The 22,839-nt window shown below is 73.6% G+C and carries 25 protein-coding genes; 23 read left to right on the forward strand and 2 right to left on the reverse strand.

What is annotated here, in order from left to right:
- The first annotated feature begins 32 nt into the window (after positions 1–32).
- The 14 genes from FB476_RS04320 to FB476_RS04385 all read left to right on the forward strand — a co-directional run bounded on the left by FB476_RS04320 (position 33) and on the right by FB476_RS04385 (position 13,995).
- Positions 33–1,106, forward strand: a complete 1,074-nt coding sequence (locus FB476_RS04320) for a uroporphyrinogen decarboxylase/cobalamine-independent methonine synthase family protein (RefSeq protein WP_141817693.1) — start codon at positions 33–35, stop codon at positions 1,104–1,106.
- 120 nt (positions 1,107–1,226) lie between these two features.
- Positions 1,227–2,240 carry a DMT family transporter gene (locus FB476_RS04325; protein WP_141817694.1) on the forward strand — a complete coding sequence of 338 codons (1,014 nt, stop codon included), beginning with the start codon at positions 1,227–1,229 and terminating at the stop codon, positions 2,238–2,240.
- Positions 2,237–4,492, forward strand: a complete 2,256-nt coding sequence (ligA, locus tag FB476_RS04330) for an NAD-dependent DNA ligase LigA (protein WP_141817695.1) — start codon at positions 2,237–2,239, stop codon at positions 4,490–4,492. The genes FB476_RS04325 and ligA overlap by 4 nt, the downstream gene beginning before the upstream one ends.
- Positions 4,489–4,965 carry a DinB family protein gene (locus FB476_RS04335; protein WP_202876898.1) on the forward strand — a complete coding sequence of 159 codons (477 nt, stop codon included), beginning with the start codon at positions 4,489–4,491 and terminating at the stop codon, positions 4,963–4,965. Before ligA ends, FB476_RS04335 begins: the two co-directional genes overlap by 4 nt.
- Before the next feature lie 29 nt (positions 4,966–4,994).
- Positions 4,995–5,423, forward strand: a complete 429-nt coding sequence (locus FB476_RS17175; protein ID WP_337678336.1) for a glutaredoxin domain-containing protein — start codon at positions 4,995–4,997, stop codon at positions 5,421–5,423.
- Between the two features lie 55 nt (positions 5,424–5,478).
- Positions 5,479–5,775 carry an Asp-tRNA(Asn)/Glu-tRNA(Gln) amidotransferase subunit GatC gene (gatC, locus tag FB476_RS04345; protein ID WP_141817696.1) on the forward strand — a complete coding sequence of 99 codons (297 nt, stop codon included), beginning with the start codon at positions 5,479–5,481 and terminating at the stop codon, positions 5,773–5,775.
- 8 nt (positions 5,776–5,783) lie between these two features.
- A complete protein-coding gene (gatA, locus tag FB476_RS04350) occupies positions 5,784–7,349 on the forward strand; it encodes an Asp-tRNA(Asn)/Glu-tRNA(Gln) amidotransferase subunit GatA (RefSeq protein WP_141817697.1) in 1,566 nt (521 codons plus the stop codon).
- A 2-nt stretch (positions 7,350–7,351) separates the two neighbouring features.
- A complete protein-coding gene (gene gatB / locus FB476_RS04355) occupies positions 7,352–8,881 on the forward strand; it encodes an Asp-tRNA(Asn)/Glu-tRNA(Gln) amidotransferase subunit GatB (RefSeq protein WP_420359365.1) in 1,530 nt (509 codons plus the stop codon).
- 105 nt (positions 8,882–8,986) lie between these two features.
- On the forward strand, positions 8,987–9,931 hold the full coding sequence (locus FB476_RS04360; protein WP_141817699.1) for an NAD(P)-dependent oxidoreductase: 945 nt from the start codon (positions 8,987–8,989) through the stop codon (positions 9,929–9,931).
- A 23-nt stretch (positions 9,932–9,954) separates the two neighbouring features.
- A complete protein-coding gene (locus FB476_RS04365) occupies positions 9,955–10,470 on the forward strand; it encodes a SixA phosphatase family protein (protein WP_141817700.1) in 516 nt (171 codons plus the stop codon).
- 43 nt (positions 10,471–10,513) lie between these two features.
- Positions 10,514–11,308, forward strand: coding sequence for a deoxyribonuclease IV (locus tag FB476_RS04370; RefSeq protein ID WP_141817701.1), 795 nt, complete (start codon positions 10,514–10,516; stop codon positions 11,306–11,308).
- Between the two features lie 59 nt (positions 11,309–11,367).
- A complete protein-coding gene (locus FB476_RS04375) occupies positions 11,368–12,294 on the forward strand; it encodes an ABC transporter ATP-binding protein (protein WP_141817702.1) in 927 nt (308 codons plus the stop codon).
- Positions 12,287–13,153 (forward strand): ABC transporter permease, encoded by an 867-nt coding sequence (locus FB476_RS04380; protein ID WP_238329543.1) that lies wholly within the window; start codon positions 12,287–12,289, stop codon positions 13,151–13,153. Before FB476_RS04375 ends, FB476_RS04380 begins: the two co-directional genes overlap by 8 nt.
- Positions 13,154–13,185: 32 nt before the next feature.
- On the forward strand, positions 13,186–13,995 hold the full coding sequence (locus tag FB476_RS04385; protein WP_141819851.1) for an ABC transporter permease: 810 nt from the start codon (positions 13,186–13,188) through the stop codon (positions 13,993–13,995).
- Position 13,996: 1 nt separating this feature from the next.
- Here FB476_RS04385 and FB476_RS04390 read toward each other — a convergent pair whose 3' ends face one another.
- The gene (locus FB476_RS04390) at positions 13,997–14,479 is read right to left on the reverse strand and encodes a hemerythrin domain-containing protein (RefSeq protein WP_141817703.1); all 483 of its coding nucleotides are present in this window, start codon (positions 14,477–14,479) and stop codon (positions 13,997–13,999) included.
- Between the two features lie 107 nt (positions 14,480–14,586).
- Between FB476_RS04390 and FB476_RS04395 the strand changes: the two genes are divergently transcribed.
- Positions 14,587–15,477 carry a ketol-acid reductoisomerase gene (locus FB476_RS04395; protein ID WP_170233517.1) on the forward strand — a complete coding sequence of 297 codons (891 nt, stop codon included), beginning with the start codon at positions 14,587–14,589 and terminating at the stop codon, positions 15,475–15,477.
- A 104-nt stretch (positions 15,478–15,581) separates the two neighbouring features.
- Positions 15,582–16,682: a branched-chain amino acid aminotransferase gene (locus tag FB476_RS04400; protein WP_141817705.1), complete on the forward strand. Its 1,101-nt coding sequence runs from the start codon at positions 15,582–15,584 to the stop codon at positions 16,680–16,682.
- Here FB476_RS04400 and FB476_RS04405 read toward each other — a convergent pair.
- A complete protein-coding gene (locus FB476_RS04405) occupies positions 16,667–17,581 on the reverse strand; it encodes a 3-methyladenine DNA glycosylase (protein ID WP_141817706.1) in 915 nt (304 codons plus the stop codon). The genes FB476_RS04400 and FB476_RS04405 overlap by 16 nt on opposite strands.
- A gap of 134 nt (positions 17,582–17,715) precedes the next feature.
- Between FB476_RS04405 and FB476_RS04410 the strand changes: the two genes are divergently transcribed.
- The 7 genes from FB476_RS04410 to FB476_RS04440 all read left to right on the forward strand — a co-directional run bounded on the left by FB476_RS04410 (position 17,716) and on the right by FB476_RS04440 (position 22,834).
- Positions 17,716–18,504: a fumarylacetoacetate hydrolase family protein gene (locus FB476_RS04410; protein ID WP_141817707.1), complete on the forward strand. Its 789-nt coding sequence runs from the start codon at positions 17,716–17,718 to the stop codon at positions 18,502–18,504.
- Positions 18,505–18,508: 4 nt separating this feature from the next.
- The gene (gene murI, locus FB476_RS04415; RefSeq protein ID WP_141817708.1) at positions 18,509–19,327 is read left to right on the forward strand and encodes a glutamate racemase; all 819 of its coding nucleotides are present in this window, start codon (positions 18,509–18,511) and stop codon (positions 19,325–19,327) included.
- Positions 19,328–19,378: 51 nt separating this feature from the next.
- Positions 19,379–20,149 carry a trans-aconitate 2-methyltransferase gene (locus tag FB476_RS04420; RefSeq protein WP_141817709.1) on the forward strand — a complete coding sequence of 257 codons (771 nt, stop codon included), beginning with the start codon at positions 19,379–19,381 and terminating at the stop codon, positions 20,147–20,149.
- A gap of 71 nt (positions 20,150–20,220) precedes the next feature.
- On the forward strand, positions 20,221–20,979 hold the full coding sequence (locus FB476_RS04425) for an MBL fold metallo-hydrolase (RefSeq protein WP_141817710.1): 759 nt from the start codon (positions 20,221–20,223) through the stop codon (positions 20,977–20,979).
- Between the two features lie 37 nt (positions 20,980–21,016).
- Positions 21,017–21,592: an RNA polymerase sigma factor gene (locus FB476_RS04430; RefSeq protein WP_141817711.1), complete on the forward strand. Its 576-nt coding sequence runs from the start codon at positions 21,017–21,019 to the stop codon at positions 21,590–21,592.
- The gene (locus tag FB476_RS04435) at positions 21,589–22,329 is read left to right on the forward strand and encodes a hypothetical protein (protein WP_141817712.1); all 741 of its coding nucleotides are present in this window, start codon (positions 21,589–21,591) and stop codon (positions 22,327–22,329) included. Before FB476_RS04430 ends, FB476_RS04435 begins: the two co-directional genes overlap by 4 nt.
- Positions 22,330–22,351: 22 nt before the next feature.
- Positions 22,352–22,834: a cupredoxin domain-containing protein gene (locus FB476_RS04440; RefSeq protein ID WP_141817713.1), complete on the forward strand. Its 483-nt coding sequence runs from the start codon at positions 22,352–22,354 to the stop codon at positions 22,832–22,834.
- Positions 22,835–22,839: the final 5 nt, after the last annotated feature.

Consider the following 22,839-nt stretch of genomic DNA (forward strand, 5'->3'; position numbering starts at 1 on the left):
CCGCACCGCCGGCCGCGACTAGGGTTGGGGTCGTGCCCGACCCCAACCCGACGTCCTCCGAGCCCGCGCGCCCGACCGGCTCGACCGTCGACCCACGGGTCGTCGCCACCGGCGTCGGCTCCTGGCCCGGCACCGACGTCCGCGAGGCGCTGCGGGTGGTCCGGGGCGAGCTCGCCGACCCAGCCCCGGAGGGCGTGACCGGACTGCCCTACCTGCCCGAGCTGCCCGCGCGCGGACCCGGCAGCGACCTCGTCGGCCGCTCCGCAGGGCTCCTCGTCGACCTGCCCGTCGACCTCCAGCCCCAGGGCTGGCGGCTCGTCGACCGCCCCGGCCGCGACGCCGAGCGCACCGCCGCCTGGTGGCGCCAGGACCTCGACGAGCTCGCCGAGGCCTTCGACGGCTGGACCGGCCCGCTCAAGCTGCAGGTCGGCGGCCCCTGGACCCTCGCCGCGTCGCTCTGGCTCCCGCTGGGCGACCGGGTGCTCTCCGACCCCGGCGCCACCCGTGACCTGACCGCCTCCATCGCCGAGGGCGTGGCCGGCCACGTGGCCGCCGTCCGCCGCCTCGTGCCCGGCGCCGACGTCGTGGTGCAGGTCGACGAGCCGTCGCTGACGGCCGTCTCCCTGGGCCGCATCCGGTCCGAGTCGGGCTACCGCGTCCTGCGCACGCCGAGCACGGGCGAGCTCGTGACGTCGATGGCCTCCGTCGTGGACGCCGCGCGCGGTGCCGGAGCGGTGCAGGTCGCGGTCCACTCCTGCGCCCCCGACGTGCCGCTCCACCTGCTGCGCCAGACCGGCGCCGACGCGGTGGCGCTCGACGTCGCGCTGCTGTCGACCGCCGGCTGGGAGCGCGTCGCCGAGCTCCTCGACGCGGGGGTCGCGGTCTGGGCAGGCCTCCTGCCGACGGACGGCGACCCTCAGCCCGGACCGCGGGTCGACGCATTCGTGCGCCGCTGGCGCGAGCTCGGCCTGCCGGTCCGCGATCTCACCGGTGTCACCGTCACGCCGGCCTGTGGCCTCGCGGGCGCCGCCCCGGAGGGGGCCCGTGCCCTGACCGCCGGCACCGTGACGGCCGCCGCGCGCCTGGCCGACGTCGCGCTCGCCTGAGCGACCTGCACGCCGCGCAGCAAGGCGTCGACGACACCCGCGCGAACGGCATACCCACCTCCCGGCGGGTCCGTCCGACCCCGGTGGGACGATGTGCCGCGTGAACGAAGAATTTGCCCGGTGAGCCGCCGGACCGGGGCCCTGCCGTGGCAGGTCTGGTACGTCGCGCTCGCCTTCATCTGGGGCTCGAGCTATCTGCTCATCAAGCTCGGTCTGGGGTCGCTGACGCCCGTCCAGGTCACCGCGCTGCGCATCCTGTGCGGCGCGGCAGTGCTGGCGCTCCTGGTCGCGCTGACGCGCACCCGGCTCCCGCGCGGTCGCCGCACCTGGGGCCATCTGCTCGTGACCGGCACGCTGCTGTGCACGCTGCCGTGGTTCCTCTTCGCGGCGGGGGAGCAACGGGTGACCACGGCGATCGCCGGCATCTCCAACGCCACCACCCCCGTGGTCACGGTCCTCGCGACCGCGCTGCTGCTGCCGGGCGAGCCGGTCGGCCGGCGCCGCCAGCTCGGCGTGGCCATCGGTTTCCTCGGCGTCGTGCTCATCGCCCAGCCCTGGTCCGCCGAGCACGGCCCCGACCCGCTCGGCCTGGCGATGGTGCTGGCCGCGTCGGCGAGCTATGGCGTGGGCTGGACCTACGTGCGGCGCTTCCTGCGCGACGCCGACCCGGGCGGCTTCTCCATGCCCGCCGCCCAGTTGCTCGTGGCGGCCGCCCAGGTGCCTGTCCTGCTCCTGCTCGACTGGCTCGTACGCGGTGCGTCCGGCGGGGGCCCGCTCGCGCCGGGCGGCCCCGGTGCCGCCGACGGCGGCTGGTCGCTGTGGGGTCCGGTCCTGGCGGTCGTCGTGCTCGGCATCGTCGGCACGGGCCTCGCCCAGGCGATGCAGTATGCCGTGGTCCGCGCCGCCGGCCCCACGGTCGCCACCTCGGTGACCTACCCGATCATCGTCGTCTCCGTGCTGCTCGGCGTGGTCGCGCTCGGTGAGAGCGTCGGCCCGGTCGTGCTGGTCGGCGCCGTCGTGGTGCTGGCCGGGTCGGTCCTGATCACCGGTCCGCAGCGCCGCCCCTCCGCCCGTGCGGGCGACGCGCCGCAGGACGCCGGGCTGTCGGTGGAGCCTGCCAAGATGGACGGGTGAGCGAGAGCACCGCGGACCACCCGACCGTCCCCGTCGCCGACGACGTGCCGGAGGAGGCGCGCCACCGCTGGACCGAGCTGGCCGAGGAGATCCGGGGCCACCAGTTCGCCTACTACGTCAAGGATGCGCCGACGATCAGCGACGGCGAGTTCGACGCGCTGGTGCGCGAGCTGGAGGAGCTGGAGGAGGCGCATCCCGGTCTGCGGGTGCCCGACAGCCCCACCCAGGTCGTGGGCGGCACGTTCTCCACCGAGTTCCGGGCCGTCGACCACCTCGAGCGCATGCTCAGCCTGGACAACGCCTTCTCGACCGAGGAGGTGGAGCAGTGGGCCGAGCGCGTGGAGCGCGACGCCGGCGGCGCCGGGATCAGCTATCTCTGCGAGCTGAAGATCGACGGCCTGGCCGTCAACCTGCTCTACGAGGACGGCCGCCTGGTGCGGGCGCTGACCCGTGGCGACGGCCGCACGGGCGAGGACGTCACGCTCAACGTGCGCACGATCAAGGGGGTGCCCCACCAGCTGCGTGCGCCGGAGCAGCAGGAGGCCGAGGGCGTGCCGCAGGAGGGCGCCGTCGTCGAGGGCGGCGACGACACCGACGCGCCCGTGCCGATCCCGCGCCTTGTCGAGGTGCGGGGCGAGGTCTTCTTCCCGGTGGCGGCCTTCGAGGAGCTCAACGCCGCGCTCGTCGAGGCGGGCAAGCCGCCCTACGCCAACCCCCGCAACACCGCCGCGGGCTCGCTGCGGCAGAAGGACCCCCGCATCACCGCCCAGCGCGGGCTGCGGATGTACGTCCACGGCATCGGGGCCCGGGAGGGCTTCGACATCGCCAGCCAGTCGCACGCCTACGAGCTGCTCGCCGCCTGGGGCCTGCCGGTCTCCGAGCGCACCCGGGTCGTGCCCACGATCAAGGACGTCCTCGACTACATCGCCTACTACGGCGAGCACCGGCACGACGTCGAGCACGAGATCGACGGGGTCGTCGTCAAGGTCGACGAGGTCTCGGTCCAGCGTCGGCTCGGGTCGACCTCGCGGGCGCCGCGGTGGGCGATCGCGTTCAAGTACCCGCCCGAGGAGGTCACCACCACCCTCCTCGACATCCGCGTCGACGTCGGGCGCACCGGCCGGGTCACGCCGTGGGGGCTGATGGAGCCGGTGCAGGTGGCCGGGTCCACGGTGGAGCGGGCCACGCTGCACAACGCCTCGGAGGTGGAGCGCAAGGGCGTGCTCATCGGCGACACCGTGGTGCTGCGCAAGGCCGGCGACGTCATCCCCGAGATCCTCGGGCCGGTCGTCGACAAGCGCGACGGCAGCGAGCGCCCGTTCGTGATGCCCACCGAGTGCCCGTCCTGCGGCACGCCGCTGCGGCCGGAGAAGGAGGGCGACAAGGACATCCGCTGCCCCAACAGCGAGAAGTGCCCCGCCCAGCTGCGGGAGCGGCTCTACTCGCTGGCGAGCCGGGGCGCCTTCGACATCGAGGCGCTCGGCGGCGAGGGGGTCAACGCCCTGCTCGAGGCCGGCGTGCTGACCAACGAGGCCACCCTCTTCTCCCTGACGGCCGACGACATCCGCCGGGTGCCGCTCTACACCCGCGCCGCGAAAAAGAGCGACCCGGAGGACGCCGTCGTCGACGGCCGGGTGCTCTCGGCCAACGGGCTCAAGCTCGTCGAGAACCTGCAGCAGGCCAAGAACCAGCCCCTGTGGCGGGTGCTCGTCGCCCTCTCGATCCGGCACGTCGGGCCCACCGCAGCCCGGGCCCTGGCCACCGAGTTCGGGTCCATGGACGCGATCCGGTCGGCCAGCGTGGAGGAGCTGGCGGCGACCGAGGGCGTCGGTCAGGTGATCGCCGAGTCGGTCAAGGACTGGTTCGAGGTCGACTGGCACCGCGAGATCGTCGAGCGCTGGGCCGCCGACGGCGTGCGGATGGCCGACGAGCGCGACGAGTCGGTCGAGCGGACCCTCGAGGGCCTGACCGTCGTCGTCACGGGCTCGCTCGAGGGCTTCAGCCGCGACGAGTCCAAGGAGGCCATCGTCAGCCGCGGCGGCAAGGCCGCCGGGTCGGTGTCGAAGAAGACCGACTTCGTCGTCGTCGGTGCCAATGCCGGCTCCAAGGCCGCCAAGGCCGAGGAGCTGGGCCTGACCATCCTCGACGAGGAGCAGTTCGTGCGGCTGCTCGAGGGCGGCCCGGCCGCGCTGGGTCTGGGCGAGGAGGCCGAGGACGGCGACGGCGACGAGGGTGAGGGGGACGAGGGGTGAACCACCTCGACGACGCCGACGTCCTGTCCTTCGCCGACACCGCGCTCGACGGGATGCTGGCGCTCTGCCGCGAGCTGGGCGACGACCTCGTCAACGATCGGCTCGAGGCGCCCGGCAGCAACAGCCCCTACGCGATCGTCGTGCACTGCGCGGGCGTCATCGACTTCTGGGCAGGCCACAAGGTCGCCGGGCGGCCCAACCATCGTGACCGCGACGCCGAGTTCCGCGCCGCGGGGACGGTCGCCGACCTGGAGGAGCGTGTGCGGGCCGCCCGCGCGGTGCTCGCCGAGGCCCTTGCCGGCGCCGACTGGACGGCGCCGTGCCCCGGTCAGGACCGCCCCGAGACCGCGGCCCGACCCGCCGGCCGCACCCAGGGTGGTGCGCTGGTCCACGTGCTCGAGGAGCTGATGCAGCACCACGGCCAGCTGCAGGTGACCGCCGACCTGCTGCGCCACCGGGCCGCGACCGGCTGAACGGCGCGCGCACGACATACCCTGGAGACATGCGTCGCCGGTTGTGGATCGTCCTGCTCGTCCTCGTGGCGCTGGTCGTGGGCACCTCCCTCTGGCAGCGCGACTGGTTCTTCGCCGTCGGCTACGCCGTGGTCGGTCTCGCCCTCGTGTGGTGGACCGCTCCCTGGCGGGGCGGCCGCACCACCACCCACCAGGAGGTCCTCGCCATGCCCGAGTCCGAGCGTCAGGTGGTCATCTACTGGCGGCCGGGGTGCGGCTTCTGCCAGCGCCTCAAGGGCCACCTCGGCAAGGACGGCGAGCGCGCCGTCTGGGTCAACATCTGGCAGGACGAGGAGGCGGCCGCCTTCGTCCGCAGCGTCAACGACGGCAACGAGACCGTGCCGACGGTCGTGATCGACGGGGTGCCGCACACCAACCCGCAGCCGGCGATGGTGCTGGAGCGCCTCACCAGCGCCTGACCGGACGAGGGGACGGGGGCAGGAGCCCCGGCGGGTGGCACCTAGACTGGCCCCCATGTCCAACCTCTCGCGCGAGGACGTCGCGCACGTCGCCATGCTGGCCCGGATCCAGCTCGAGGAGCACGAGCTCGACACCCTGGCCGGGCAGCTCGACCAGATCGTCGGGTGGGTCGGCCAGGTCAACGAGGTCGCCGCCGCCGACGTGCCCCCGATGTCGCACCCGTTGCCCCTGGTCAACGTCACCCGGCCGGACGAGGTGCGGCCCAGCCTGAGCGCCGAGCAGGCGCTGGCCAACGCGCCCGACCCTGAGGACGGGCGCTTCGGCGTGCCGCGGATCCTGGACGAGGAGTGAGGACGGACATGACGCAGACCACCGACCTGACCCGTCTCACCGCCGTCCAGATGGCCGACGGCCTGGCCGCGGGGGAGTTCACCTCCGTCGAGCTGACCCAGGCCCATCTGGACCGCATCGAGCGCCTCAACCCCGCGCTCAACGCCTACCTGCTCGTCGACGCCGAGGGCGCCCTGGCCACCGCGGCCGAGGTCGACCGGGCGCGCGCGGCGGGCGAGAGCCTGCCCCGCCTGGCGGGCGTCCCCGTCGCCGTCAAGGACATCGCCTGCACCGAGGGCCTGACCACGACCGCCGGCTCCCGCATGCTCGAGGACTTCGTCCCGCCCTACGACGCGACGATCGTGACCAGGCTGCGCGAGGCGCGGATGCCCATCCTGGGCAAGACCAACATGGACGAGTTCGCGATGGGCTCCTCCACCGAGCACAGCGCCTTCGGCCCGACCCGCAACCCGTGGGACCTCGAGCGCATCCCCGGCGGCTCCGGCGGTGGCTCGTCCGCGGCCGTCGCGGGCTTCCTGGCCCCGCTGGCGATCGGCTCCGACACCGGCGGCTCCATCCGCCAGCCCGCGGCCGTGACCGGCACCGTGGGCGCCAAGCCGACCTACGGCGGGGTGAGCCGCTACGGCATCATCGCGCTGGCCTCGAGCCTGGACCAGATCGGCCCGTGCGCCCGCACCGTCGCCGACGCCGCGCTCCTGCACGAGGTGCTCGGCGGCCACGACCCGATGGACTCCACCAGCATCGACGCCCCGGTGCCGCCGGTCGTCGCGGCGGCCACCGGCACCCGCGACCTGACCGGCCTGCGCGTCGGTGTCGTCAAGGAGATCGGCGGGGAGGGCTTCCAGCCCGGCGTGCTGGCCCGATTCGAGGAGGCGCTCGACCAGCTGCGCGAGCTGGGCGCCGAGATCGTCGAGGTCTCCTGCCCGCACTTCACCTACGCGATGGCGGCCTACTACCTCATCCTCCCGTCGGAGGCGAGCTCCAACCTGGCCCGCTACGACGCCATGCGCTACGGCCGGCGCGTCGTGCCGGACGGCAGCCCGAGCGCCGAGCAGGTCATGGCCGCCAGCCGCGACGCCGGCTTCGGCGACGAGGTCAAGCGCCGCATCATCCTGGGCACCTACGCGCTGTCCAGCGGCTACTACGACGCCTACTACGGCCAGGCGCAGAAGGTCCGCACGCTCATCGCTCGCGACTTCGCCGCGGCCTTCGAGCAGGCCGACGTGCTCGTCAGCCCGACCGCGCCGACCACGGCCTTCAAGATCGGCGACAAGCTCGACGACCCGATGGCGATGTACCTCAACGACATCGCCACCATCCCGGCCAACCTCGCCGGCGTGCCCGGCATGTCGATCCCGGCGGGCGTCGCCGAGGAGGACGGCCTGCCGGTCGGCTTCCAGATCCTGGCCCCGGCCATGGAGGACCAGCGCATGTATGCCGTGGGCGCGGCCCTCGAGGCCCGTCTCGCCGAGGTGCAGGGCGGCCTGGTCATCGACCGCCTGCCCGAGGTGCCCGAGGCCGCCCCGGCGGCACCGCATACCCGCACCGACGAGACCGAGGAGGCGCGCGCGTGAGCGTGACCCAGACCAGCGCCCCCGTGGTGCCCTTCGACGAGGCGATGAGCCGCTACGAGCCGGTCATGGGCCTCGAGGTGCACGTCGAGCTGTCGACGGCCACCAAGATGTTCTGCGGCTGCGCCACCGACTTCGGCGCCGAGCCCAACACCCAGACCTGCCCGGTCTGCCTGGGCCTGCCCGGCGCGCTGCCGGTGGTCAACGCCACGGCCGTCGAGTCCGCGATCCGCATCGGCCTGGCGCTCAACTGCCAGATCGCCGAGTGGTGCCGCTTCGCCCGGAAGAACTACTTCTACCCGGACATGCCGAAGAACTTCCAGACCTCGCAGTACGACGAGCCGATCGCCTTCAACGGCTACATGGACGTCGAGCTGCCGGCGCTGGACGGTGAGGGCGTCGAGACCTATCGCGTCGAGATCGAGCGCGCACACATGGAGGAGGACACCGGCAAGTCGACCCACGTGGGTGGCGCGACCGGCCGCATCCACGGCGCCGACTACTCCGTCGTCGACTACAACCGCGCCGGCATCCCGCTCATCGAGATCGTCACCAAGCCGATCACCGGCGCTGGCTCCCGTGCCCCCGAGGTGGCGCGTGCCTACGTCTCGGCGCTGCGCGACCTGCTGCGGGCCCTCGACGTCACCCACGGCCGCATGGAGCAGGGCAACATCCGCTGCGACGCCAACGTCTCCCTCATGCCCGTCGGCTCGGACACCTTCGGCACGCGCACCGAGACCAAGAACGTCAACTCGCTGCGCTCGGTCGAGCGGGCGGTGCGCTACGAGATCACGCGGCACGCCGCAGTCCTCGACGCCGGCGAGAAGATCTTCCAGGAGACCCGGCACTGGCACGAGGACACCGGCATCACCACCGCCGGCCGTCCCAAGTCCGACGCCGACGACTACCGCTACTTCCCCGAGCCCGACCTCGTGCCCGTGGCCCCGAGCCGCGAGGACGTCGAGCGTCTGCGCGCCACGCTGCCGGAGAACCCGGCCGTGCGCCGCCGCCGGCTGCAGGAGGAATGGGGCTTCACCGACCTCGAGATGCGCGACGTCATCAACGCCCAGGCGGTCGACGTCATCGAGGAGACCGTCGCCGCCGGCGCCTCGCCCGCGGCCGCCCGCAAGTGGTGGTCGGGAGAGCTCGCCCGCCGGGCCAACGCCCAGGGCGTGGCCGTGACAGAGCTGGGCGTCACGCCGGCGCACATCGCCGAGCTGGACTCCCTCGTCACCGGCGGTCGCCTCAACGACTCGATGGCCCGCCAGGTGCTCGACGGCGTGCTCGCCGGCGAGGGCGGCCCGACCGAGGTCGCCGACGCCCGCGGCCTGGAGCTCGTCCAGGACGACGGCGCGCTGCAGGCCGCGGTCGACAAGGTCATCGCCGCCAACGAGGGCGTCGTGGAGAAGATCCGCGGCGGCAAGGTGCAGGCCGTCGGCGCGCTCATCGGTCAGGTCATGAAGGAGATGCGCGGCCAGGCCGACGCGGCCCGCGCCCGCGATCTCATCCTGTCGACGCTCGGTGTGGAGGGCTGACCCGGGCCACGCGCAGCTGATCGCACGACCCCTGCTCTCGTGGGTATGCCGTGCCCGTCCGACCCCTGCTCGGGGCCGGTACGGCCGCGACGTAGCGTGTGCGGGATGAGCAGGCAGCCAGTCGTCGCGGTCCCGACCATGTTCGTCGAGCACCTCGACCCCGTCGACGGGGTCGAGGTCCTGCCCTACGACCCCCGGGACCTCGAGACGCCTCCCGGCGGTGGCCGCGAGGTCGACGTGCTGTCGCTGCCGTTCGTGGCCGGCCGCTGGCTGACCCGGCTCGAGGAGATCCCCGGCCTGCGGGGCGTGGTGCTCGCCAGCGCGGGCTACGAGCACGCGCTGCCCTACCTGCCCGCCGGCGTCGACCTCGCCAACGCGGTCGGCGTGCACGACACCGCCACGGCAGAGCTGGCGCTCGCGCTGATCCTCGCCTCGCAGCGGGGGCTGCCCGGCTACGTGCGGGCGCAGTCCGAGGGCCGGTGGGAGCGCGGCGGCGACGGCAAGCTCCGCTCGCTCGCGGACTCGCGGGTGCTCGTCGTGGGCTACGGCGGCATCGGCCGGGCGCTGACCCGGCGGCTGCTCGCCAGCGAGTGCGAGGTCGTGGCGGTGGCCAGCCAGCCGCGCCCCGGCGACGACCTCGTCGACCGGGTCCACGGCATCGAGGAGCTGCCCGCGCTGCTGCCCGAGGCCGACATCCTCGTGCTCGCCGTCCCGCTCACCGAGGCGACCCGCGGGCTGGTCGACACCGCCGCGCTCGCCGCCCTGCCCGACGACGCCCTCGTGGTCAACGTCGCCCGCGGACCGGTGGTGGACACCGAGGCCCTCCAGCGCGAGTGCGCCGCCGGCCGCCTGCGCGCAGCGCTCGACGTCACCGACCCCGAGCCGCTGCCGGAGGGGCACCCGCTGTGGTCGACCCCCGGCGTGCTGGTCAGCCCGCACGTCGGCGGCGGGAGCCCCGCCTCCTTCCCGCGGATGGGGCGCTACCTGACCCGCCAGCTCACCGCATACCGGGACCGGGGCCGGCTGGACCACGTCGTCGCGACCGGCTGAGCCCCGGCGCTAGCGTGGGCCCCATGACCCGCACGCTCGTCGTCATCCGTCACGCCAAGGCCGAGCAGGGGCACCCGCAGGGTGACGTCGCCCGCGAGCTCGCGCCCCGCGGCCGCGCCGACGCCGAGGAGCTCGGTCGGTGGCTGGCGGGGGAGGCGCTGGTCCCCGACCTCGTGCTCTCCTCCCCGGCGGCCCGGACGCGGCAGACCACCGCGCACGCGCTCACGGGTGCGGACGCCGACGACGTCGAGGTCTGGGGCGGCCGCGGTCTCTACGACGGCGGTGCCCAGCGGGTGCTCGAGGCGGTCCGCGAGGTGCCGGAGGAGAGCTCGGTCGTCTGGCTCGTCGGCCACCAGCCGGTCATGGGCATCGTCGCCGCCGGTCTCGCCGACGAGGACGCCTCCGACCCCGACGCGCTGGCCGCTCTCGACGAGGGCTTCCCCACGGCCACCTGCGCGGTGCTCACCACCGAGGAGGCCTGGGCGGACCTCGGCCCCGGCGACGCCCGGCTCGTCGCCGTCCGCACCGCCCGCGCCTGAGCGGGCCGACCACCTGTCCCCGGCGCCGCCTACAGTGGCGGGTATGACGATCCGGATCGGTGCGCACGTCGACCAGACCGACCCCGTCGCCGAGGCGCTGGCACGCGGCACCACGCTCGTGCAGCACTTCCTCGGCGACCCGCAGGGCTACAAGGGCCCGGAGGTCCACTACGCCGGCGGGGCGGCGGCGCTGCGGGCCGCGGCGGAGGAGGCGGGCGTCGACCTCTACGTCCACGCGCCCTACATCGTCAACGTCGCGACGACCAACAACCGCATCCGCATCCCGAGCCGCAAGCTGCTCCAGCAGCACGTCGACGCGGCCGCCGAGATCGGCGCCAAGGGCCTGATCGTGCACGGTGGCCACGTCAACAAGGGTGACGACCCGGCCACGGGCTTCGACAACTGGCGCAAGGCCATCCAGGCCACCGACCTCAAGGTGCCGGTGCTCATCGAGAACACCGCCGGTGGTGACAACGCCATGGCGCGGCGACTGGACCGCATCGAGGCGCTCTGGGCGGCCGTCCAGGAGGCCGACGGCGCCGAGAACGTCGGCTTCTGCCTCGACACCTGCCACGCATGGGCCGGCGGCATCCCCCTGGCGGAGGCCGCCGAGCGCATCCACGAGATCACGGGCCGGATCGACCTCGTGCACGCCAACGACAGCCGCGACGCCTTCGACTCCGGCGCCGACCGGCACACCAGCTTCGGCACCGGCCAGATCGATCCCGACGAGCTCGCCGCCGTGGTCCGCGCCGCCGGGGCACCGGTCATCTGCGAGACGCCGGGCGGTCCGGAGGAGCACCGGGCCGACTTCGCCTGGCTCCGCGAGCGGCTCTGACGAACCTGTTCGACAACCCCGTGCAGGTCTGTCGGGGGTCGGACGTAGAGTGCTCCGACGTGGCAGAACCGGTGATCAGCGCACGTGGCTTGCGCAAGGTGTACGGCGACTTCACCGCCGTCGACGGCATCGACTTCGAGGTCCGGGCGGGGGAGAGCTTCGGCCTGCTCGGGCCCAACGGCGCCGGCAAGTCGACCACGATGCGGATGATCGGCGGCACCCTCGACCGCTCCGGCGGCGAGCTGACGGTGCTCGGCATGGACCCGGCCGACCACGGCCCGGAGATCCGCGCCCACCTCGGCGTCGTCCCGCAGCAGGACAACCTCGACGAAGAGCTGCGGGTCCGCGAGAACATCGTCATGTACGGCCGCTACTTCGGGCTGCCCCGTTCCTACCTGCTCCCGCGCTCGCAGGAGCTGCTGGCCTTCGCCCAGCTGGAGGCCAAGGCCGACGCCAAGGTCGGCGACCTCTCCGGGGGTATGAAGCGCCGTCTCACCATCGCGCGCGGCCTCGTCAACGAGCCCAAGATCCTCATGCTCGACGAGCCGACGACCGGCCTCGACCCGCAGGCCCGGCACGTGCTCTGGGACCGGCTCTTCCGCCTCAAGGAGGCCGGCACGACGCTGGTCGTCACGACGCACTTCATGGACGAGGCCGAGCAGCTGTGCGACCGGCTCATCGTCGTCGACCACGGCCGGATCATGGCCGAGGGCTCCCCGCGCCAGCTGATCCGCGAGCACTCCACCCGCGAGGTCGTCGAGGTCCGCTTCGGGTCCGAGCGCAACGCCCAGGTCGTCGCCCAGCTCGAGGGCGTCGGCGCGCGCAACGAGGTGCTCCCCGACCGCATCCTCGTCTACACCGACGACGGGGAGGCCGCCCTGGAGGAGATCAACCGCCGGGGCCTGCACCCCATCACCTCGCTGGTGCGTCGCTCCTCGCTGGAGGACGTCTTCCTGCGCCTGACGGGAAGGACGCTCGTTGACTGAGCACGTCCGCACCGAGCTCGACCCGGCCGCGCTGGCCTACTCCGGCAGGGCCCCCGGGCACACCGTCATGGCGGCCCGTGCCCGCGCCCGTGGCACCTGGTTCTACGCCGAGACGGTGCTCCGCGGCATGCGCGCCTACTTCTGGCCGATCATGCTCTACGCCGTCGGCCAGCCCCTCCTCTACATGGTCGCCATGGGCATCGGCCTGGGCACGCTCGTCAGCTCCGGCGTGGGCTCCGTCGACGGCGTCGACTACCTGACGTTCGTGGCCCCGGCGCTGCTCGTCTCCACGGTCGTGATGTCCGTGAGCGGCGAGATGACCTATCCCGTCATGCAGGGCTTCAAGTGGCAGCGCCTCTACTACGGCCCGGTCTCCACGCCGGTCAGCCCGGGGCAGATCGCCCTGGGCCACCTGCTGGCCGTGGTCATCCGCTTCCTGGTCCAGTCGACGATCTTCTGGCTGATCATGCTGGCCTTCGGCGCCGCCCCGAGCGGCTGGTCGTGGCTGGTGGTCCCGATCGGCGTGCTCACCGCGACCGCCTTCGGTGCGCCGCTGCAGGCCTACGCCTCGACGCTGACCGACGAGGGCTTCCAGTTCTCCTTCATCCAGCGCTTCGTCGTCATGCCGATGTTCCTCTTCGCCGGCACCTTCTTCCCGCTCTCGGCGATGCCGACCTACCTGCACTGGATCGGCTGGATCTCGCCGGTGTGGCACGGCACCGAGCTCGCCCGGCTCGCCAGCTACGGCGCGCCGATGTCGCCGCTCATGCTCGTCGTGCACCTCGCCTTCCTGCTCGCCTGCACGGTCACCGGCATGCTGCTCGCCGTCCGCTTTTACACCCGGAGGTTGCGCTCGTGACCGCCAGCACGCCCGCGCCCTCGTCCGCCCCCGTGGAGGCGCCCCGCACCCGCGGGCTGTCGAGGCGCGCCCTCTCCTCGGGCAACGTCGGCGCCGTCCTCGAGCGCGGTTTCACGGTCATCCGCAACCAGAACTGGATGATCCTCGTCTCCGGCTTCTTCGAGCCGGTCTTCTACCTGCTGGCCATGGGCATCGGCATGGGCGGGCTCGTGGGCGAGGTCACCGGCCCGGCGGGGGAGCCGATCCCCTACGCCGCCTACATCGCTCCGGCGCTGCTGGCGACCTCGGCGATGAACGGCGCGATCTACGACTCCACCTGGAACGTCTTCTTCAAGCTGCGCTTCGCCAAGCTCTACCAGGCGATGCTCCAGACCAGCCTGGGCCCGCTCGACGTCGCGCTCGGCGAGATCCTCATGGCCCTCTTCCGCGGCTTCCTCTACGCCCTGGGCTTCCTCGGCGTGCTCGCGGTCATGGGGCTCGTGACGAGCTGGTGGTCGCTGCTCATGGTCCCCGTCGCGGTGCTCATCGCCTTCGGCTTCGCCGCCCTCGGCATGGGCATCACGAGCTACATGAAGACCTTCCAGCAGATGGACCTCATCAACTTCGTCATGCTGCCGATGTTCCTCTTCTCGGCGACCCTCTACCCGATCTCGGTCTACCCCGAGCCGATCCAGTGGTTCGTCATGGCGATGCCGCTCTGGCACGGCGTGGAGCTCATGCGCCAGCTGTCCTTCGGGCACTTCACCGGGGCGACCCTGGTGCACGTCCTCTACTTCGTCGGCATGACCGTGCTCGGGCTCGGTCTGACGACGGTCCGGCTGCGCAAGCTCTTCCTGCGCTGAGTCAGCCGCCCGGGCGCAGGGCCTGGGCGAGCGGGCCCGCGTCCGGCAGGCGGTCGAGGGCCTCGGAGATGGTCCGCTCCTCGTAGCGGAAATGCGACTCCAGGATCGCGCCGATGCCCTCGAGCTCGGCCGCCACGGCACCGAGGTCGGTGCCGGCCGCGGCCCGCTCGATGGCGGTCGCCGCCCGCTGGAGCAGCCAGGAGATCATCGAGTGGTCCTGGACCAGGGCATCGATGGTGTCCCCCAGCTCGGGCGCGGCGTCCCGCAGCGCCGGGAAGACCGAGCGGTCCTCGCCGGTGTGGTGCTCGTGCAGCGCCACGCAGAAGGCGATGCAGTGGTCGAGCGGGCGCGGTGCGGGCTCGGGGACGCGACCCTGCTGAACCGCATCGAGCGCGGTGTGCAGCTGCTCGCGCAGGTCATCGTGCACGGCACGCAGCTCCAGGCTGAGCGCCCGGGCACGGTCGGGGGAGGAGGCTCCGGACATCTGGCGGCCCACCCTAGCGAGGGACGGAGCGGCTGGGCACCCCTCGAACCGGCGCCCCGCGCGGCCCCGCGGGGGGAGAAGGGCCCCGCCCGCTTAGGGTGGTGCGCGTGAGCACCGTCCTGGACCCCGACTCCGCAGACCTGACGCTGCTCCAGGACCGGCAGGTGGCCGTCCTGGGCTACGACGCGGTCGCCGAGGCCCACGCCCTCAACCTGCGCGACTCCGGCGTCGACGTCTGGGTCGGCATCGACCCCGACAGCCGTCGCGCCGTCAGCGCCGAGATCGAGGGCCTGACCGTGCGGTCGCCCGAGGAGGCCGTCGCCCACTGCGACATCGTGCTCGTGCCCGCCGCCGACGACCACAGCCCCGGTCCGGCCACCTTCGACCTGGAGCACCTCCAGCGGCTGCTGGACGAGCACACCGAGCCCGGTGACCTGGTCATCGTCACCTCCGGCGCCCAGGTGCTGCCGGGCGCGCTGAGCGTGCCCGAGGGCGTCGACCTGGCGCTGCTGCGCGCGGTGGGCGACGGCCAGCGCATCCGGGAGGAATTCCTCGACGGCCGCGGCTGCCCGGCGCTCGTCGCGGTCGCCCGCGACGGCAGCGGCGCCGCCTGGGCCACGCTGACCGCCTACGCCGCCGCGATGGGCTCGCTGCGCTCCGGTGCGATCGTCACCACCGTCGAGCACCAGGCCACCGCCCTGGACCTGGCCGAGGAGTGGGTGCACGTCCCGCTGCGCAAGGCCGTAGAGGCCGCCTTCGACGAGCTCGTCCGCCGCGGCGTCGAGGACGAGGTCGCCTACCTCGCGGTCGTGCACGACCTCAAGACCCGCGTGGACCAGATCAACGGGGCGGGCTTCGCCAGCCAGTACGGCCCCGCCGGCCACCCCATCGGGGGGTCCGAGGGCGAGCCGTTGACCCGTCGTGCCGCCGCACGGGCGGCCCACCCGCTGGAGCACGTCGGCCGGCGGGTGCGGGCGATGATGAGCTGGATCCGCTGAGCCGCGGAGCACCTGGCGCCGGAAGCCTGCCCGCGGCCCGTCCTTGACGTCGGGGCACCCGAGCCGCCGTGCCGACCACCGGCGGAGCGGCATACATTGGCCCCATGACCATGACGCCGACGTCCACGTCCTTCGCCGTCACCGAGCGCCCCGAGCGCCGCTCCGCGGAGGAGATCGCCCAGCTGCTGGAGAGCCCCGGCTTCGGCAACCTCTTCACCGAGCACATGGCGCTGATCGACTGGGACCGTGAGCAGGGGTGGCACGACCCGCGGGTGGTGCCCTACGGCCCGATCCAGCTCGACCCCTCCGCGGCGGTCTTCCACTACGCCCAGGAGATCTTCGAGGGCATGAAGGCCTACCGCCACGCGGACGGCTCGATCTGGACCTTCCGCCCCGAGCGCAACGCCGAGCGCTTCAACGCCTCGGCCCGTCGCCTGGCGATGCCCGAGCTGCCCCCGACGATGTTCCTCGACGCCATCAAGGAGGTCGTGACCGTCGACCAGGGGTGGGTGCCGTCGGCGGACTCCGGCGAGACCTCGCTCTACCTGCGGCCGTTCATGATCGCCACCGAGGAGGCGCTGGGCGTCCGCCCGAGCAACCGCTACCTCTTCTCGGTCATCTGCTCCCCGGCCGGCGCCTACTTCAGCGGCGGCCTCAAGCCCGTCAGCCTCTGGGTCAGCGAGCACTACGTGCGCGCCGCCGCGGGCGGCACCGGCGCGGCCAAGTGCGGCGGCAACTACGCCTCCTCGCTCGCCTCGCAGGCCGAGGGCATCGAGCACGGCTGCGACCAGGTCGTCTTCCTCGACGCGCAGGAGCATCGCTACGTCGAGGAGCTCGGCGGCATGAACCTGTTCTTCGTCTACGCCGACGGCCGGGTGGTCACCCCCGAGCTCACCGGCACGATCCTGCCGGGCGTCACCCGCTCCTCGCTGATCGAGCTCGCCCGCGAGCGCGGCCTGGACGTGCAGGAGCGCCGCTTCACCATCGACGAGTGGCGCGAGGGCGTCGCCTCCGGCGAGATCACCGAGGTCTTCGCCTGCGGCACCGCCGCGGTCATCACGCCCGTCGGGCGCCTCGCCTGGAACGGCGGCGAGCTCGAGATGGCCGGCGGCCACGAGCTGACCCTGTCGCTGCGCCAGGAGCTGCTCGACATCCAGTACGGCCGCGCCGAGGACCGCCACGGCTGGCTCTACAAGCTGGTCTGAGCCCCTCCGACCGCCGGGGCCGGCTCCGCGAGGGCCGGCCCCAGCGCGTCGAGCAGCCGACGCCGCAGCGCGTTGCTGCGCACCGTGAAGTCGCGCTGGGCCGCGACGTACTCCGCCTTGCCCTCCGGCGTCTCGATCCGCACCGGCTCGTAGCCGAGCGGTCGCAGGTCGTAGGGGGCCGCGCGCATGTCGAGCTCGCGGATCTCCCGCGCCAGGTCGAAGGCCTCCAGCGTCAGCTCGCCGGGCACGAGCGGCGCCAGCTTGTAGCACCACTTGTAGAGGTCCATGCCCGCGTGCAGGCAGCCGGGCTGCTCGTTGTCCAGCTGGCCCTCGCGGGTCGGCGTCAGGGTGTTGCGCGGGGCCGCGTCGGGGGTGAAGAAGCGGTAGGCGTCGAAGTGGGAGCACGCCACCGTGTGCGACTCGACCACCTCGTCGGTGCCGCCGGCACCCAGGCGCAGCGGCCAGCCGGCGTGCCGCACCTGCTCCTCGGAGGCGCGGTAGACCATCGCCCACTCGTGCAGCCCGAAGCAGCCGAAGCGTCCCGGTCGCGAGAGCGTCGCGGAGAGCAGGCCGCGGACGAACTCCACGGCCCGCCCGCGCTTCGCGCGGAACCGCTCCAGGTCCAGGTATGCCGTGCCCGCACCGTCGCCCGCGCCCTCGTGCCAGGTGTAGAAGGACCACCCCTCGCGCTCCCGGGCGCCCTCGAGGGCCACGCCGGCCCCGGGGTGCCAGCGCGCCAGCTGGGCCGGCCGCATCGAGTAGTACTCCCAGAGGAAGTCGTCGACGGGGTGCTTGCGGCCCTCGACACGGCGGGCGAGCCGGTCGGCGGACAGCCGCTCGACGGCGGCGGCGTGCACCGCCGCGCGCTCGCGCCATACCTGCTCGGGGAGGACCTGCACGACGTCCCAGGGTAGGTGGTGGGACGCCCCGCTCCCGCACGCGCCCTCCGCGCGATGTGCCCCTCGTCACATTCGCCCGCCCAGATCCGGTCCGCGACCCGGCCGACCGGGCGGAACCCCATACGCTGGGGGCCATGCGCATCTGCCGATTCACCACCGGTGACGACCCGCGGTTCGGTCTCGTGGACGGGGCCGGCGAGAAGATCGCCGAGATCACCGGCGACCCCCTGTACACCCGCATCGAGCTCACGGGCGAGACCTTCCTCGTCGACGACGTGCGGCTGCTCGCCCCCGTCATCCCACGGAGCAAGGTCGTGGCCATCGGCAAGAACTACGCCGACCACGCCAAGGAGATGGGCTCCGAGCTGCCGGCGCAGCCGCTGATGTTCTTCATCCCCAACACCTCGGTCTGCGGCCCGGGCGACCCCGTGGTCATCCCCTCCTTCGCGCAGGAGATCTCCTACGAGGCCGAGCTCGCCGTCGTCATCGGCCGGGTCTGCAAGGACGTCGCGGCCGAGGACGCCCGCAGCGTCATCTTCGGCTACACCGTCGCCAACGACGTCACCGCGCGCGACCTGCAGCGCGGCGACGGCCAGTGGGCCCGTGCCAAGGGCATGGACACCTTCACGCCGCTCGGGCCGTGGATCGAGACCGACCTCGACGTCTCCGACCTGCGGATCACCGCGACGGTCGACGGCGAGCCGCGCCAGGACGGCACCACGGCCGACATGGTCTTCGGCGTCGCCGAGATCATCGCGCACGCCTCGGCGGCCTTCACCCTCCTGCCCGGCGACGTCATCCTCACCGGCACGCCGGCGGGTGTGGGCCCGATCGTCGCCGGCCAGCGCTGCGAGGTCGCGGTCGAGGGGATCGGCTCGCTCGCCAACCCCTTCGTCTCGGCCGACGACCGCGAGCGCGACTGACGGCATGGCCGACACCCCGATCGGGGTCTTCGACTCCGGCTTCGGCGGGCTGACGGTCGCGCGCGAGGTGCTCGACCAGCTGCCGAACGAGTCGGTGCTCTACCTCGGGGACACCGCCCGCACCCCCTACGGTCCGCGTCCGATCGCCGAGGTGCGGCGCTTCGCCCTGGAGTGCCTCGACCGGCTCGTCGACCACGGCGTGAAGGCCCTCGTCATCGCGTGCAACAGCGCCTCGGCCGCCGTGCTGGCCGACGCCCGGGAGCGCTACGACGTGCCCGTGGTGGAGGTCATCCGCCCCGCCGTGCGGCGGGCGGTCGCGGTCACCCGGTCGGGCCGGATCGGGGTCATCTCCACGCAGGCCACCCACCAGTCACGCGCCTACCTCGACGCCTTCGTCGCGGCGCCGCCGCAGGTGCAGGTGTGGTCCCAGCCCTGCCCCCGCTTCGTCGAGCTCGTGGAGGCGGGCGTGACGAGCGGGCCGGAGGTGCTCGAGACGGCGCGCGGCTATCTCGCGCCGCTGCGGGAGCGTGAGGTCGACACCCTGATCCTGGGGTGCACGCACTACCCGCTGCTCACCTCGGCGCTGCAGTACGTCCTGGGGGAGGAGGTCACGCTCGTCAGCTCGGCGGCCGCGACCGCCGCCGACCTCTTCCGCGTGCTCACCGACGGTGGGCTGCTCGCGCCGGCGGGCACCGAGCCCGAGCACCAGTGGCTGACCACCGGCGACCCGCAGGGCTTCACCTTCCTGGCCCGGCGCTTCCTCGGCCCCGAGGTCGAGCAGGTGCACCGCGCCTTCGTCGGCCGCGCCGATGAGCGGGTCTGAGCCCGGCGCGCTATTATCTTGACGTCAAGATAAATCTGCCGAGGAGGCCGCGTGCGCAGCTGGGACCCCGACCGCTACCTGACCTACGCCGACGAGCGCGGCCGCCCCTTCGTCGAGCTGGTCGCCCGGGTGGGGGCCGAGGAGCCGCGCACCGTGGTCGACCTCGGCTGCGGCCCCGGCAACCTCACGCGGCTGCTCGCCGAGCGGTGGCCGTCGGCCGAGGTGGTCGGCGTCGACTCCAGCCCCGAGATGGTGGAGCGCGCCGGCGGGGTGCACGGGATCACCGCCGAGCTGGCCGACCTGCGCGACTGGGCCGCGCACGACGGTGACCCGGTGGACGTGCTCGTCACCAACGCCGCCCTGCAGTGGGTTCCCGGTCACCTGGAGCTGCTGCCGACCCTCGTCGGCCGCGTCGCGCCCGGCGGCTGGTTCGCGATGCAGGTGCCGGGCAACGTCGGCGAGCCCAGCCACACCCTGCGGGCCGAGGTCGCCGACCGGCCTCCCTACGCCGAGCACACGCGGGGGGTCGCCGCCCCGGCGTCGCACGACGCCGCGACCTACCTGAGCGTCCTGCAGGAGGCCGGCTGCGAGGTGGACGCCTGGGAGACCACCTACCTGCACGTCCTCACCGGACCCGACCCGGTCTTCACGTGGGTCTCGGGCACCGGCGCCAGGCCGACCCTGCAGGCGCTGCCCGACGGGCTGCGCGAGCGCTTCGAGAAAGAGTTCCGGGCACGCCTGCGGGAGGCCTATCCCGCCGACGACCAGGGGCGGGTCGTGCTGCCCTTCCGGCGGGTCTTCGCCGTCGCCCGCCGCGCCTGACCGAGGGGTCTGTCGAAGATTGGGTCCTCCTGCCCCTGACGCGGAGGGGGTCGAGCGGGCACCATGTCTGCATGGATCTCACGATCGTGGGGTGCTCGGGGTCCCTCGCGGGGCCGGAGTCACCGGCCAGCTGCTATCTCGTCCGCGCGCAGGCCGAGGGCCGCAAATGGCAGGTGCTCCTCGACCTCGGCTCCGGCGCCCTCGGCGCGCTCCAGCGGCATACCGACCCGATGTCGTTGGACGCCGTGATCCTGTCCCACCTCCATCCGGACCACTGCCTCGACATGACCGGGCTGCGGGTCATGCGCCAGCACGGCCCCCGGCCCGCCACCGAGGACCTGGTCGTCTACGGCCCCGGCAACACCGGGGAGCGGCTGGCCCGCGCCTACGGCGTGGACGAGCCGGACCCGATGGCCGGGATGCGCTTCGTCGCCCTCGAGGACGGCGTGCCCGTGACGATCGGGCCGTTCAGCGTCACCCCCTACTCGGTGCGGCACCCGGTCCCCACCTTCGGCCTGCGGATCGCGGCCGACGGCGTGGTGCTGGCCTTCACGGGCGACACCGACACCTGCCCGGGGCTGGAGCCGCTCATGCACGAAGCGGACCTCGTGCTCTCCGAGGCCTCCTACCTCGAGGGCCGCGATACCGGCCGTGGCGTCCACCTCACCGCCCACCGCGCGGCGACCGCCGCCCGGGACGCGGGCGCCCGGCGGCTCATGCTCACCCACCTCCCGCCCTGGACGAGCGCCGAGGACGCCGTCGCCGAGGCCTCCCAGGTGTGGCACGGCGAGGTCGAGGTCGCCCGCCCCGGCCTCACCGTGACGGTCTGAGGCAATCCCTCCGGGCCGCCCGACCGTAGTCCCGGACATGGCCCCCGTCTCGCGCGCCGACCGCGCCGCCGACGCCGCCCTGCTCGCGGGGCTGGCGCTGGACGACCCCGCCGTGTCGGCGGCCTTCGTGCGCCGCTTCCAGGGGCCGGTCTTCGGGCTCGCGGTGAGCATCACCCGTGATGCCGCGCTCGCCGAGGACGTGAGCCAGGAGGTCTTCGTGCGCGCCTGGCGCGCCGCCGGAGGGTATGACGTGCGCCGCGCCTCGGTCCTCACCTGGCTGCTGACGATCACGCGCAACGCCGCGATCGACGCCGTCCGGGCCCGCCGCAGCGCGCCGACCGAGGACGACCTGCTCGACCAGCTCGTGCAGGACACCACCGCCCAGCCGCCCGACCTGCAGGAGAGCGCGGTGCACCGGCTCGAGACCGAGCAGGCGGTCCGCCGGCTGCACAGCATCGCGCCCGAGCAGGCCCGGGCGGTCGTGCTGGCGGTGCTGGGCGGCTGCACCGCCGCCGAGGTGGCCGAGCGGGAGCAGATCCCGCTCGGCACCGCCAAGACCCGCATCCGCACCGGCCTGCGCCGGCTGCGGGCCACGATGGAGAGCACGCGATGAGTGAGCTGCAGCAGGCCGGTCCCGGCCCCTGCCCCGACGAGGACGAGCTGGTCGAGCTCGCGCTCGGCCACGCCGACCGCCTGGGCGCCGACCGGCTCTCGGTCCACCTGGCGACCTGCGCCGCCTGCCGACGGTCCTACGACGACCTGGCCGGAGCGGTCGAGGCCGTGCTGCCCGCCGTGCCGCGGATCGCGCCCCCGCCCGGCTTCGAGGAGATCGCGCTGCAGCGCCTGGAGGAGGCGCGCCAGGACCTGGCCGAGGCCTACGCCCCGGGACCGTCCGACCCCGCCGGCGGCCCCGGTCCGACCCGCCGCCCCGCACCGGATCCAAGGCCCGGACGCCGCGCCGTGCTGGTCGCCGCCGCCGCGGCCGTGCTGGGCGCGGCCACCGGGGCCGGCGCCACGGCATACCTGACGAGGGGGGAGCCCTCGCCCTGGGCGACGCCGCTGCTCACGGCCGACGGCCGACGGGTCGGCACGGTCTCGCCGAGCTACGGCGACGCCGGCGCCTTCCTCGTGGTCGACGTGACCCACGGGCCGTCCGGCCGCAGCTACACCTGCCGGCTGCGGACCGCCGACGGGAGCTCCCAGGACGTGGCGACCTGGAGCCTGGCCGACGACCGCCCCAACAGCTGGGTCGTGGCCGTGGAGGACCCGGACGCCGTCGTGGCGGTCGAGCTGGTCGGGCCCAGCGGCGCCGTCTGGTCGACCGCCGCCCTCGGGGCGCAATCCGCCTGAGGCGGCCGGCCGTACCACCACCATGCACGGCACCCCAGCACAGGACGGCGGCCCCCGCCGGGCACCCCTGCTCTCCTCCTTCGGCGGTCTCACCCTGGCCGCCGTCCTGCTGGCCGGCTGCGGCGACCCGGGAGGGGGCGACAGCGGCGACGGCGCGGCGCCGGCACCCAGCACACCGGCGGCGACCTCGACGGCACCGGGAACCGACGACGAGTCGACAGGCACCTCCGACGAGGCCGCGGCCGAGGAGGTCGTGATCACCATCGAGGGCTTCGCCTACTCCGTGCCCGACTCGGTGCCCCCGGGCGCGCAGATCACCGTCCGCAACGCCGACGGCGTCGGGCACACGGTCACCTCCGACGACGGCGGCGCGACCTTCGACGTGCCCGTCGGGCCGGGGGAGGAGGTCACCTTCACCGCGCCCGAGGAGCCCGGCGAGGTCCCCTTCCACTGCACCCCGCACCCCGCGATGACCGCGACGCTCGTCGTCGCCGAGGAAGGATGAGCGCC

The sequence above is a fragment of the Ornithinimicrobium humiphilum genome, from assembly GCF_006716885.1.
Classification (GTDB): Bacteria; Actinomycetota; Actinomycetes; order Actinomycetales; family Dermatophilaceae; genus Ornithinicoccus; species Ornithinicoccus humiphilus.

Coding starts and splice junctions, on each gene's coding strand:
- FB476_RS17175 (WP_337678336.1), top strand. CDS start 4,995: ATGCGTCGCCGGTTGTGGATCGTCCTGCTCGTCCTCGTGGCGCTGGTC.
- gatC (WP_141817696.1), top strand. CDS start 5,479: ATGTCCAACCTCTCGCGCGAGGACGTCGCGCACGTCGCCATGCTGGCC.
- gatA (WP_141817697.1), top strand. CDS start 5,784: ATGACGCAGACCACCGACCTGACCCGTCTCACCGCCGTCCAGATGGCC.
- FB476_RS04360 (WP_141817699.1), top strand. CDS start 8,987: ATGAGCAGGCAGCCAGTCGTCGCGGTCCCGACCATGTTCGTCGAGCAC.
- FB476_RS04365 (WP_141817700.1), top strand. CDS start 9,955: ATGACCCGCACGCTCGTCGTCATCCGTCACGCCAAGGCCGAGCAGGGG.
- FB476_RS04370 (WP_141817701.1), top strand. CDS start 10,514: ATGACGATCCGGATCGGTGCGCACGTCGACCAGACCGACCCCGTCGCC.
- FB476_RS04390 (WP_141817703.1), bottom strand. CDS start 14,479: ATGTCCGGAGCCTCCTCCCCCGACCGTGCCCGGGCGCTCAGCCTGGAG.
- FB476_RS04400 (WP_141817705.1), top strand. CDS start 15,582: ATGACCATGACGCCGACGTCCACGTCCTTCGCCGTCACCGAGCGCCCC.
- FB476_RS04410 (WP_141817707.1), top strand. CDS start 17,716: ATGCGCATCTGCCGATTCACCACCGGTGACGACCCGCGGTTCGGTCTC.
- murI (WP_141817708.1), top strand. CDS start 18,509: ATGGCCGACACCCCGATCGGGGTCTTCGACTCCGGCTTCGGCGGGCTG.
- FB476_RS04425 (WP_141817710.1), top strand. CDS start 20,221: ATGGATCTCACGATCGTGGGGTGCTCGGGGTCCCTCGCGGGGCCGGAG.
- FB476_RS04430 (WP_141817711.1), top strand. CDS start 21,017: ATGGCCCCCGTCTCGCGCGCCGACCGCGCCGCCGACGCCGCCCTGCTC.
- FB476_RS04435 (WP_141817712.1), top strand. CDS start 21,589: ATGAGTGAGCTGCAGCAGGCCGGTCCCGGCCCCTGCCCCGACGAGGAC.
- FB476_RS04440 (WP_141817713.1), top strand. CDS start 22,352: ATGCACGGCACCCCAGCACAGGACGGCGGCCCCCGCCGGGCACCCCTG.